Annotated in this window: 12 protein-coding genes; 6 read left to right on the plus strand and 6 right to left on the minus strand. The window is 37.6% G+C overall.

Going from position 1 to position 12,657, the window contains the following annotated elements; genetic code table 11:
- Positions 1-9 precede the first annotated feature (9 nt).
- A complete protein-coding gene (locus ES711_RS06505) occupies positions 10-450 on the plus strand; it encodes a DUF2147 domain-containing protein (RefSeq protein WP_146891691.1) in 441 nt (146 codons plus the stop codon).
- Positions 451-518: 68 nt separating this feature from the next.
- On the opposite strand, the gene ES711_RS06510 is transcribed toward ES711_RS06505, so the two are convergent.
- Together ES711_RS06510 and ES711_RS06515 are read right to left on the minus strand one after the other, a co-directional pair.
- Positions 519-1,898, minus strand: coding sequence for an exonuclease domain-containing protein (locus ES711_RS06510; RefSeq protein WP_146891694.1), 1,380 nt, complete (start codon positions 1,896-1,898; stop codon positions 519-521).
- The gene (locus tag ES711_RS06515) at positions 1,898-2,668 is read right to left on the minus strand and encodes an XRE family transcriptional regulator (protein WP_146891696.1); all 771 of its coding nucleotides are present in this window, start codon (positions 2,666-2,668) and stop codon (positions 1,898-1,900) included. Before ES711_RS06515 ends, ES711_RS06510 begins: the two co-directional genes overlap by 1 nt.
- 1,152 nt (positions 2,669-3,820) lie before the next feature.
- Here ES711_RS06515 and ES711_RS06520 point away from each other — a divergent pair.
- From ES711_RS06520 to ES711_RS06530, 3 genes are all read left to right on the plus strand, one after another.
- Entirely contained in the window at positions 3,821-4,411 is a 591-nt protein-coding gene (locus tag ES711_RS06520; RefSeq protein ID WP_146891699.1) for a HupE/UreJ family protein, read from the plus strand.
- Between the two features lie 123 nt (positions 4,412-4,534).
- Positions 4,535-4,966 (plus strand): deoxycytidylate deaminase, encoded by a 432-nt coding sequence (locus tag ES711_RS06525; protein ID WP_146891701.1) that lies wholly within the window; start codon positions 4,535-4,537, stop codon positions 4,964-4,966.
- Positions 4,966-6,561: a S41 family peptidase gene (locus ES711_RS06530; RefSeq protein WP_146891704.1), complete on the plus strand. Its 1,596-nt coding sequence runs from the start codon at positions 4,966-4,968 to the stop codon at positions 6,559-6,561. Before ES711_RS06525 ends, ES711_RS06530 begins: the two co-directional genes overlap by 1 nt.
- Before the next feature lie 43 nt (positions 6,562-6,604).
- Here the strand turns inward: ES711_RS06530 and ES711_RS06535 are convergent, their stop codons facing one another.
- Both ES711_RS06535 and ES711_RS06545 read right to left on the minus strand, forming a co-directional pair.
- Complete coding sequence (locus ES711_RS06535) at positions 6,605-7,207, minus strand: FAD-dependent oxidoreductase (RefSeq protein WP_146891707.1); 603 nt, start codon at positions 7,205-7,207, stop codon at positions 6,605-6,607.
- Positions 7,208-7,419: 212 nt separating this feature from the next.
- Positions 7,420-8,007 carry a MarC family protein gene (locus tag ES711_RS06545; protein ID WP_133756744.1) on the minus strand — a complete coding sequence of 196 codons (588 nt, stop codon included), beginning with the start codon at positions 8,005-8,007 and terminating at the stop codon, positions 7,420-7,422.
- A gap of 131 nt (positions 8,008-8,138) precedes the next feature.
- Between ES711_RS06545 and ES711_RS06550 the strand changes: the two genes are divergently transcribed.
- Both ES711_RS06550 and ES711_RS06555 read left to right on the plus strand, forming a co-directional pair.
- Complete coding sequence (locus ES711_RS06550) at positions 8,139-8,705, plus strand: DUF3109 family protein (RefSeq protein ID WP_146891713.1); 567 nt, start codon at positions 8,139-8,141, stop codon at positions 8,703-8,705.
- 120 nt (positions 8,706-8,825) lie between these two features.
- Positions 8,826-9,530 carry a DUF4412 domain-containing protein gene (locus ES711_RS06555; protein ID WP_146891715.1) on the plus strand — a complete coding sequence of 235 codons (705 nt, stop codon included), beginning with the start codon at positions 8,826-8,828 and terminating at the stop codon, positions 9,528-9,530.
- Positions 9,531-9,686: 156 nt separating this feature from the next.
- On the opposite strand, the gene ES711_RS06560 is transcribed toward ES711_RS06555, so the two are convergent.
- Together ES711_RS06560 and ES711_RS06565 are read right to left on the minus strand one after the other, a co-directional pair.
- A complete protein-coding gene (locus tag ES711_RS06560; RefSeq protein ID WP_170245244.1) occupies positions 9,687-11,594 on the minus strand; it encodes a tetratricopeptide repeat-containing sensor histidine kinase in 1,908 nt (635 codons plus the stop codon).
- 85 nt (positions 11,595-11,679) lie between these two features.
- On the minus strand, positions 11,680-12,414 hold the full coding sequence (locus ES711_RS06565; RefSeq protein ID WP_146891721.1) for a LytR/AlgR family response regulator transcription factor: 735 nt from the start codon (positions 12,412-12,414) through the stop codon (positions 11,680-11,682).
- Positions 12,415-12,657: the final 243 nt, after the last annotated feature.

Consider the following 12,657-nt stretch of genomic DNA (forward strand, 5'->3'; position numbering starts at 1 on the left):
TCTTAGCTTATGAAAACGCTCACCACATTTTTAGTGTGCCTCGGATTGATTTTAAGCATCCCGTTGGCGCAAGCACAGCAGCTTACCGGCAAATGGAAAACCGTCGATGATGAAACAGGTAAAACCAAATCAATCGTTGAATTGTATAAGCAAAATGGGAAAATCTACGGTAAGGTTTCCAAATTATTGCTGCCAGAAGATCAGGGTAAACCTTGCATTAAATGCGAAGGAGACGATTACAATCAGCCAATTGAAGGGTTAGTCATCGTTAAAGGTTTATCTAAAAATAGTGCTAATGAATATGAAGGCGGTACAATCTTCGATCCGCAGAAAGGCAAAGAATACAAATGTAAAATGTGGATTGATAAAGACAGTCCAAACACATTAAACGTTCGAGGCTACGTAGCCTTTTTCTACAGAACCCAAAAATGGTATCGGGTGACGGAATAACAAGGATAACATGAAAAACGAAAAGCACTTAAGAAATTAAGTGCTTTTTTTTGTTGAAAATTTTAAAATTAGTGCAGTTCTAAAGTTTCAATAGTTGACGACTGCAACAGCAATTTTCTTAAAATTCCCTGGATTTCCATGGTTTCCTTTTGCGGAATGAGGAAGGTTTCAAACTCGTCTGTATGTACAATTTGCGCTGATTTGTCTACGAAACCATAGCCGAGATAGAGTCCGTTTTTTATCAATATGAATGCTTCCTCTTCCTGATGCCGTCCTTTTTCCTTTAAAAGGATATTTTGATTGGACGTTGCCATGTATTCAATAGCCAGATTCGCCCGTTCGTTATATTCCACCACCGATTCTTCATCTTTACAAACGCCCTTACAAGTGGTCAATCTGTAATGTGAACAGGTCCAGACACTCTCTTGTAAATGACAGTATTTTGGGCATAATTCAAATTTCTCGCACACTTGCTCTAAATACAATCGGCAATCGCGAATGCTGTGAAAAATTTGCAACGGAAATGGTGTTGCTTTAAGCGTGTTAAATGCCAAATGCTGAATGCCCCGACGGTCTTCATAACTAAAAACCGCATAAGGTTTTGGCACCCGTTTGGCGGCTTGATTATAGAGCGGAAAATGATGTTTGATGGCTGCATCTTCCATTAATCGCGCCACTACATCACTACCCGACAGTTCGTAATCAATGTGGGCCGTTTCTCTACAAAGGTTCAGTTCCTTTTCTTTCTTATCATAAAAATGTCCTAAAACACGCTTCTTCAAATTGATGGCCTTGCCAACATATATGATTTTACCTTTTTTATTTTTGAAAAAATAGATGCCCGGACCATTGGGGATGCTTTCAAAAATAGCGCTTGGCAAATGTGAAGGCAAGGTCGCTTCTTTCGAGCCTTTTTTCAAAAAGTTCGCAAAAACAGTTTCCGAATGTTTATGAGCCAATAGTTTTTTAAACAAGGTTACGGTGGCTTCAGCGTCACCCCGTGCACGGTGCCTGTCTACCAAATCAATCTCCATGCTAACACACAATTTCCCCAAACTATACGATCGGAACCCGGGGAACAGGGTACGTGACAACCGCACCGTACATAATTTACGTCGTCTGAAATCGCCACCAATGGCTTTGAATTCATTCCGAATCACATTATAGTCAAAATTGACATTATGAGCCACAAAAATTGTGTCTTCAGTAATGGCAAGAATGGCTTCTGAAATTTCTGCAAAAGTTGGGGCAATTGCCACCATCGCATTATCAATACCAGTTAATGCTGTAATATAATCAGGTATTGCAGACTCCGGATTGACCAGCGACGTAAATTCATCAACCACCTTGTCACCATCATATTTAAAGATGGAGATCTCAGTGATTTTGTTGCCACGTCCGGTGGTTTCAACGTCAATAATTGTATAGGTTGTTTTGGTTTTTCCCATTAGGCCATTTTTTGAACCGCTTCCAGTTCTACTTTTAATTCTTGGAACATTGCCATGATACTACTCATTTTTAATTCTTTTTCATCGTATTCCTGAGTGTTGATACAGCAGGTAAATTCCCAAAGCTCCAATATGTTTTCAATAGGAACTTCGTAAGGTTGATAGGATTTATTATCACTACTGAGCATCAACGTCTGTTTCTCTTCAATAAGATTATACACGCGCTTATAAACCAAGCCATCATCTTTAGTCAGCACAATATAAGTGCGTCCATTTTTCACATCCTGAATATCCTCCACATACTTTGCCACCACAAAAGCGCCGTCTTTTACGGGCAGCATGGAATCGCCTTTAATCGGAAAGGCACGGTGGGTTCCTGTAGGAAGAAAAGGCAACTTAATTTTTTGAAGCTGTTCAATATATTCCGGATCATCATAACCTGCCAAATAGCCCGCAGAGGCTTTTGCCGGCACAATTTCAATGAGATCTTCGTTGTTTTCATTCACGGTTATGGGGAACAGCACACGCTTGCTCCCAATATCAATAAATGAGGTGTCTTTGGCCATACGCAAATCGTTTTTGACCAAGATATCAATGGGAATCATAAAGTAATTGGATAAATCGATCAATCGGTCAATCGGCGGCTCAGAACGCCCTTCTTCATACGATCCCACAATTGAGCGCGACCACCCCAACTCATCTGCAAAACGCTCTTGAGAGAGCTGTTTTAAGGACCGAAGGTGTTTTATATTTGCTTGGATGTTTTTCATTTTATTCATAATACTACACATACAGTATTGAAACTAAATTTTATTTCCTAATTCCAAGTTGTTGTTTCTTGTTTCTTGTTTCTACAACTTGCTACAAATATAAGCAAGATACACTACATATAATAGTTAATTTTATGAAATGATGATGTAGTCCGTTCGAGTGTTTTTTAATACCGTCAAAAAACGGTATTAAAAAATGTATCGAGAACCGAGTGTTTTTTTATACCTCACTAAAATGTAAATGAAAATATGTGGAAACAAACAAATTGTTTTTTGAAACTGTTCTCGATACATTTTTTACCACACAGGAAAACTGTGTGGCAAAAAACACTCGAACTGACAAACCAAGCGAAAACATAGAACGGTCTGATAAAGAATTTAGGATGGTGTTAAAATCTGAAATCGGTTCTCGATACATTTTTTGCAACACAGTAAAACTGTGTCACAAAAACACTCGAACTGACAAACCAAGCGAAAACATCGAACGGTCTGACAAGAGAATTTAGGACTGTATTTAAATCTGAAATCAGTTCTCGATACATTTTTTGCAACCCAGTAAAACTGTGCTGCAAAAAACACTCGAACTGACAAACCAAGCGAAAACATAGAACGGTCTGATAAAGAATTTAGGATGGTGTTAAAATCTGAAATCGGTTCTCGATACATTTTATACAACACCGTAAAACTGTGTTACAAAAAACACTCGAACTGACAAAACAAACGAAAACATAGAACGGTCTGATAAAGAATTTAGGACTGTATTTAAATCTGAAATCGGTTCTCGATACATTTTTTACCACACAGGAAAACTGTGTGGCAAAAAACACTCGAACTGACAAACCAAGCGAAAACATAGAACGGTCTGATAAAGAATTTAGGATGGTGTTAAAATCTGAACTCAGTTCTCGATACATTTTTTACAACACAATAAAGACTGTGTTACAAAAAACACTCGAACTGACAAGCAATTGAAAATTTCGAATAGTTATTTGAATGTCTCTTCTCTATTCTCTTTTTTCTATTTTCTATTTTCTATTTTCTCTTCTCTATAATCTCAAATTCCCAACCATTCCTCAACCTCCCATAATCCAAAATATATTTTGCCACTCATAGCAATCATCGTACCTTTGAGACTATCCAAAGAACAATTTTATGGTAGACGACTTTTGGTTTAACGTGCAATACGGCATGAACCATGTATTGGACATCAATGCCTATGATCATGTCCTGTTCTTATTGGTACTTACAGTACCTTATATGTTTAAGGACTGGAAACGGGTATTGCTATTGGTCACCATGTTTACGTTTGGCCATACGTTAAGTTTAGTGCTGGCGGTTTACGGAGTGGTGAGCGTCAGCTCCAAACTGGTGGAATTTTTAATTCCCATCTCCATTTTAGTAGTTGCGCTCTACAATATTTTTACCTCAGGCAAAAAAGCACCAAGCGAAAAAATTGGGGTGCTCTTTTTCTCGACTTTGTTTTTTGGATTGATTCACGGCCTTGGTTTTGCGGGCGAATTTAGGATGTTTGTAGGCAGAGCAGAAAGCAAATTACTCCCTTTAGTTGAGTTTGCACTGGGCATTGAATTGGCACAGCTCATCGTCGTATTTATAGTACTCATCTTAGGGTTTATCTGCCAGACCATGTTCAGAATCACAAAACGCGATTGGATTGTGGTGCTTTCTGCAGTGGTTGTAGGATTAGTCATCCCTATGTTAATAAACAGTGAGTTATTTGCATAAACCTGTAAAGTTTAACTCTAAATTATACAAATTAAAATACGAAGCATTTATATTCGTACTAGGTTTTAATCAATTAATTTACCCACATTTTTACACCATACTTCAACATCGTAAACACTATAAATGCCAAATAAAAAACAGTTGCGCTATGATAAAGCGTATTTAAGAATTGCAAAAGAATGGGGCAAATTATCACATTGCCAACGCAAACAAGTGGGCGCCGTCATCGTTAAAGATCGCATGATTATTTCTGATGGCTATAATGGTACCCCAACCGGTTTTGAAAATTATTGCGAAGATGATGAAGGCTACACCAAATGGTACGTGCTACACGCGGAAGCCAATGCCATTTTAAAAGTAGCAGCTTCCACTCAATCCTGTAAAGGGGCTACCTTATACATCACCCTATCTCCTTGTAAAGAATGTAGTAAGTTAATTCATCAAGCTGGCATTATTCGTGTGGTATATCACGATGGTTATAAAGATGAATCCGGCCTAGAATTCTTGTCCAAAGCGGGCATTGAATTACAACATATAGACGATTTAAGCTCCTAATGGCTTTTAAAAAAAAATATATTCCATTGATTATTGGCGTTGCGGTAGCGACAGGCGTCTTTATTGGTGGAAAGCTTAATTTTACGGATAATTCTGATCGATTATTTACTTCAAATAGTAAGAAAGACAAACTGAATCGTCTTATTGACTACATTGATTACGAGTATGTTGACGACGTAAATACCGATAGCATCGTAGATGTGACGGTAAACGGCATTTTAGACAAACTTGATCCACATTCCACCTACATTTCTAAACGCGACTTACAGCGCGTAACTGAAAACATGAAGGGCGATTTTGTGGGTATTGGTGTCAGCTTTTATACCTACAAAGACACCATTACGGTTATCAGGCCGCTTGCCGGAGGCCCTAGTGAAAAAGCAGGCATCAAAAGTGGTGACCGCATCATCATGGCGGATGGGGATTCGATTTTTGGCCGAGAGTGGAGCAATGATCAAATCATTCAGAAGTTAAAAGGTGATAAAAACAGCAAAATAAGTTTAAAAATATATCGCAAAAGTGAAGACCGTTTCATCGACTTTAAGGTGAAGCGCTCAAGCATTCCCATCACCAGTGTGGATGCAGCATATATGCTCACTCCAGAATTAGCCTATATTAAAATTAACCGATTTGCGGAATCGACCTACAAAGAATTTAAAAGTGCCTTAGACAACTTACAAGACCAAGGTGCCACGAAATTAGTGTTGGATCTACGTGATAATCCCGGAGGCTTTTTAGCCATTGCGGAACAGATTGCGGATGAGTTTTTAGAAGATGATAAATTGATTCTTTTTACCAAGAATAAGTCTGGTCGTGTTGAGAAAAGTTTCGCCACTAAACGCGGCGATTTTGAAGAAGGTGAAGTGTTTATTTTGATTAATGAAAACTCAGCTTCTGCCAGTGAGATTGTTGCTGGTGCATTACAAGATAACGATAAGGGCACCATCATTGGGCGTCGTAGTTACGGCAAAGGCTTGGTGCAACGCGAAATGTCATTAGGCGACGGGAGTGCTGTACGTTTAACGGTGTCTCGCTACTACACACCAACCGGTCGATCTATTCAGCGTCCGTACGACAATGGCCACAACCAAGAATATTATAACGACTATTACAAACGCAGAAGCAGTGGCGAATTTAATGATGAAATTAATATCAGGGTAGCGGATTCACTTAAATTCACCACCCCAAAAGGCAAGATCGTTTACGGCGGCGGCGGCATTATACCTGATATTTTTGTACCTATAGATCCTAGTACTCAAAACGAAACCCTAAATTTTATAAAATATAGCGGACTTATAAATTACTTTGTTTTTGAGGAATTGGATAAGGATCGCAAAAATTATGTAAATGTTGCCAAAAACGACTTTATTGCCAATTTTGAAGTGAGCGACGATATTGTGCTCCGTTTTCAGGATTATATCAACAAAAAACAGAGAGAACGCATCACTTTTGTGGCCTATCATCAAGAAATGAAAACCTTAATTAAAGCAGCCTTAGCAGATCAACTTTATGGATCTAACGCGTCTGAAGAAATATTGAATGCTACGGATGATATGATTGAGGAAGTCTTAAAATTGGTACAGCCTAAGAAGTAACTGATAAAGTGCACTCAACTGCTAGAGCTCTAATAAACACTATTTAGATTTTATCGTGGACATGGGTATCTTTCCCATCATTCCATAGCGTCAAAATATCCGTGGCCACTTGCGCCCCACTTCCACATGCAATAGCATATTGACTTCTCAAACCTGCAAGAGTGCCCGCAACAAACAGTCCCGGTGCAACCAAATGATTCTCATTTTTTAGCCAAATACGCTCCTTTGCAGGTGCAGCCTTTGGATGGGCTTCAATATAAGGCTCTAAGCCTTCAATGGTAATCAAATTAGTATAGCCAACCGCAATAACCACAAGCTTTGAACTGTAGGTCGCTTTGTTGGTCGTCACCGTATATCCTTCAGAAGATTCAATTACGGACTTAACTTTCTCATGCATTATCTGATCAACGTGCGGATACAAGGCGGCCAATTGCGCCTTCCCTTGGCTCAAAAGATCTGCCCCTAGAGTTCCAGCCTCCAAGCCCAAAACATTGTTAAATAAAGCATTCTGCAAATGAGAAGTTCTTTGATGCGCAATCAACCCAATTCGCTTATCCGCAGCAAAAGGTTTCGGTTTAGCGGAGCCCAAAACTAAGGCACAAGATAGGCCTGCGGCTCCAGCTCCCACAATCAATACATCATGCATTGCCCTTATGCTTAGAAAGTTTCTCAATTCGTTTTGAAATTCTGAGAATCTGCAAGAGAACAGTCGCACAAAGCGCAGTCAATATCGTAATTAGTGCTACCATACTGTCGCCATGAAAAAGATTATTGAAGTCCAGTTTAGTGACATTAAAACCAATAAACACTAATGCAATAAGAGATAGAATGATGGATGCTATTTTCATAGTTTAGATATTATACAAGTTCAAACAAGGTCTTGATATTAGCGGCAAATAATTTTACGGCAATAGCCAATAAGATAACTCCAAAGATTTTTCGGATGATATTGATACCACTCGGACCCAGAAATCGCTCAATTTTTGATGATGTTTTTAATACGATAAAGATAACAACAACATTCATTAAAACCGCAACTATGATGTTTTCTACCGCATATTCCGCTCGTAGAGATAATAACGTGGTCAAACTACCAGGCCCGGCAATTAATGGGAAAGCCAGCGGAAAGACCGTTGCCGTCATACTACTACTTTCATCATTTTTATACAGGGTAATACCCAATGTCATTTCTATAGCGATAAAAAACAGGATAAATGCACCAGCCACAGCAAACGAGTTGATATCAATCCCAATTAATGACAAAATATTCTGACCAATAAATAGAAAAATAATCAAAATAATACCTGCGATAATAGAGGCCTTACCACTTTCAATATGTCCAAATTTCTTACGCAAATCGATTACAATTGGAATATTTCCAATAATATCAATTACGGCGAAAAGAATCATAAATGCTGTAAAAATTTCCTTAAAATCAAGTTGCATATGCTTAAGCTTTAATTTTTTGCAAAAGTAGAAGTTTAATATCGATTTATAATACTAAATAACTCTAAATTTTGGTTACTTTTGTCAGCCATTTTTAAACAAAAATCACCTCATTTTTAAGCCAATACATTATGTTTCAGTTAGGAAAAACCATTGTTTCAGAAGACATCATCGAGAAGGATTTTGTCTGTAATTTGTCTGCTTGTAAGGGCGCTTGTTGCATTGATGGTGATGCTGGTGCACCTGTAGAATTGGCAGAAACTAAGATTTTACAGGACATTTATCCCAAAGTTAAACCGTTTATGCGCCAGGCAGGAATTGATGCCGTTGAAGCGCAAGGCACATTTACTACAAATGAAGATGGCGAGTTTGAAACGCCACTAATCAATGGGGCTGACTGTGCTTATGTGATGTTTGACACTAAAGGAACCGCACTCTGTGCTATAGAAGAAGCGCACAATCAAGGAGAAATTGATTGGAAAAAACCTGTATCCTGCCATTTATACCCGGTCCGTGTGAAAGACTACACTGAATTTTCTGCCGTAAATTATCATAAATGGGAAATTTGCGACGACGCCTGTACCTTGGGCAAGGAACTTCAAGTGCCAGTCTATAAATTTGTGAAGCAAGCGCTGATCAGAAAATTTGGAGAAGATTGGTATATGGAACTCGAAAAGGTGGCCGAAAATCGGAAATAAGACCACTTCCTCACCAAGCACACAAAATTCACTACTGACCATACAATCTTACATCTCTATCATTCTTATTTTTGTAAATTAAAAATTAGCAACACGTTAACCCTTTAAATTTAAAAATAAATGAAACAGTCACTTTTTATTAGGTTTTTTATAAGCCTCAGTTTTCTATGCTCTTCCGCAATTGTTTTCGCTCAAGGCGATTCGCAAGGATTAAGAAACGCATACGATTTTGATTACATCTACAAGCTCAAAATGACCCATAAAAAAGATGATATTATTTTTGATTATTACCTAAAGAAAGACGCGGATTATTTTGGTTTTGATATCGCTTCCATGACCCAAAGTCAAGAAGGCATGAAGATGTTCACCATTATGGATAACGCGAATGCTATAACCGGCGTGTTTATGGAGGTGATGGGCAAAAAAATCGTGAAGTCTTCCAAAATAAAGTTGGACGATTTCACAGATGAAGCCGAAAATTCAGATTACAGTTTTACCAAAACCGATTCTAAAACTATTTTAGGCTACCATTGTGATGGGTTCATTGGCGAAAACAAGGATGCTAAAGTAACATTTTACGTCACCAATGAAGCTCCTGTAAGTTTCAGTAAAATGTGGGACAATGGAAAAACAAAGCTTCCCAAAGGATTTAATCCCGCTTGGATGACAAAATTTAGCGAAAACGCATTGATGATGGAAATGCATTATGTGGACAAAAAGAAAGACAAAAACAACATGACTATGGAATGTATTGGTGTAGAAGAAACAAATTTCTCACTCCAAACATCAGAATACGGGTCTATGTTTGGCGGCTTGGGCAACTAATAAATCAACCATACTCCACAATTTCACAAGGCTTATCTTTTAGTGGATGGGCCTTAGTTTTAAGGAGAAATTAGGAAGTTTCAGAAAATCCATATAATTTAGACAGAGACGAATACAAACGTCCATTCTAAAATCACGGGATAGGAATGCCGCCAATTAAGCACTCTTTAAATTAGTGGCCCGTATGGGAATATTTACCACAACACGAGTTCCTGACGGTTGTTGCTGCTCATCGTACAAATCTACAATGTCCATTTTGTAATCTGTCGTAAACCCTTTGGAGAAATTGGTCAAACGCGCTTTAGTGATGGCTAAACCCACTGACTTTCTTTTGAGCACTCTATTGTGGTTGATTAAACCTGACGCTTTTCTACCAATTCCATTATCGGTAATGGATATTGTCACAAAGTCCTGACGCTCTTGATAGACTTTCATTTCAATTTGCTTATCTTCTTTTTTAGAGGACAGTCCATGCCACAAAGCATTTTCAAGAAATGGCTGCAAAATAAGTGAAGGTACCCTGATGTATGCGGTATTGATACCTTCGGCCACATCTATAGTAAACTGGATTTCATTTGAAAAACGGATGTTTTCAATATTCATATACAATTTCATGGTCTCCAATTCATCTTCCAAAGGGATTTCTTTTTCAGTAGAGGCAATCAATATTTTCCTGATAAATTTCGAAAATTTATTCAAATAGTAAACAGCGTTTTCCTTTTCGTTATTAATAATGTAAAGTTTTATAGAGTTTAAGGAATTGAAGATAAAATGCGGATTCATTTGACTTCTTAACATGTCCTGCTCTAAAGTCAGAATTTGCTTTTCATGACGCAGCTGCCTATTTCTGTTGATCACGATCATGGTCGCTGCCGTAATGACCAGCGCTAAAATCGCAAACCAAAAGATAGTTTGGTTGCGTTGCATCAAAGATTTGACCAACTCGTTTTCATTGGCCAACTGCTGTATTTGGACGTTTTTTGCCTCATTTTCATATTGAATAATGATATCACTTACATATTGCATGTTACGCTCCGTGTAGATGGTCTTTTCCAGTTCTACAGCCTGATTGTAATGAAACAACGCTTTTTGATAGGCTTTCTGCTTTTCGTATAAACTGGACAGGTGCTTATGGGCATCAACGATAGAAGTTTTTAGCCCGTATTTTTCAGAGATTTCCAAGCCTTTTTGCAGATTGGCTTCGGCAAGCGCATTTAAATTCAATTCATTCTGAGCCCATCCTAAATTGATATAGGCATATGAAATATAAAATTGATCCTCAAGTTGCAGCGCTTTTTCCAGCGCCTTTTCAATGATAATTTTGGCTTCCGTAAATTTACCCTGTTTAATATAAATTTGTCCAATACTGTTAAAACAGATCACTCGGCCAACTTCAGAATCAATTTGTTCATTGTACTCTAAAGAGCGCTTATAATTTTGCAAGGCAACGTCCAGCAGTCCTTTGGCCTCATCGGCATAGCCTAAATTATGATAGTTAATGGCAAGACCTAATTTATTATCCAATTGCTGCTCAATAAATAAGGATTTTTCAAATTGTGCAATGGCTAAATCGTACTGTTTTAAGGTCAGATAAATATTGCCCATACTGTTTTGTGACACTGCAATACTGGCTCTTAATTGAGGTGTAGGATCGGCAATGGAATTGGCAATATCCAAGGCTTTTTTATGATAATCTAAGGCAGGTTTTATAACATCCATCCGACGGTACACCACGCCAATCATGTTGAGACTGATCACTTCTAATTGCACATTACGAGCTTCAATGGCCAAATTTTCCGCCTTAGCGTGCATCTTCAAAGCCGCGTCATACTGAGATAGGTTGCGGTACAACTCGCCTAATTTATTGCAAGCATAACTTTCAACTTCTAGGGCATGCTTAGCTTCGGCCTTTTTGATCAATGTCTTTAAGACCACACTATCATTTTTGAATTTCAGAAATACAGAATCTATCGTTTCATACTGTTTTGGCCAAGTTCCCTGCAACTTTTGCAAGGTCTGCTCCAAATTAATCGACGCTTCATTTTGAGCTTGTCCTGAAGGCATCGCACAAAAAATTAGCAATCCCATTAAAATTTTGAGGGACCATTGCAGATGATATTTATATGGTGTAGGTAAGAATTTCATTGGATTACAACTTCTCTAAAAAGTCCGATTTACGTTGGCGGGCTACCGGAATTCTATGGTTTGATTCCATAATCACGTAACCTTCGCTTTTTATAAACTCTTTTATCTTCTTTAGATTAATGATATAAGAATTATGAATTCTAAAAAATTGATTGGCAGGCAAAATGGCATTCATTTCTTTCAATTTTTTAGTAATAACAATCTTTTGGGCATTTTCCATAATGATGGTGCAATAATTTCCATCAGACTCCACAAATAAAATTTCTTCTGCTTCCAAAAAAATCAACTTGCCATCCGTATTAATGGTGATTTTTTTATGATCAAATTTCGCATTAAAATTAAGCAGCACCTCTTCTATTTTACTGGAATTGGCCAACTTAAAATTATATTTTTTAATCTTTTTTATAGTTTCCTGCAAATCATCAGAATCAATCGGCTTCAACAAATAATCTATAGCCTCATGTTTTAAGGCTTTAATTGCAAACTCATTATAGGCCGTAGTTATGACCACCGCAAAATCTCTATTGGTAAGTTTTTCCAAAAACTGGAATCCGTCCATGGTGGGCATTTGAATGTCTAAAAACAGACAATCAAAGGCACTATTGTCTATATAGTCTATAGCATCTTCCGGACTAGTGAAGGTCTTGACCACTTTAATGTCATCACTAAAGTTTGAAAGCTCCCAAGACAGGCTCTGTATGGCCTTAGGTTCGTCGTCAACAATTATAGCTTTAATCATATTTTAAATATAATACTTATACCATTGGAAGTTAAACAAATATGTACGATTAGCAGTATTTAATGTATAACGCGTTACGTTGTAAAGTATTTCAATCATTGATTAGTGTCCAACTTAAAATGAAAGCTCACATAATCACCATTTATACATTTTTTAATACCAACTATACAAAGGGCCATTATTATGTGGAGATTAATTTGGATATTCGATTAGGGATTTATGTACCTAAAACAAAAAAAAGTG

Origin of the sequence: Gelidibacter salicanalis (genome assembly GCF_007997285.1) — a bacterium.
In the GTDB taxonomy this organism is placed as follows: Bacteria; Bacteroidota; Bacteroidia; order Flavobacteriales; family Flavobacteriaceae; genus Gelidibacter; species Gelidibacter salicanalis.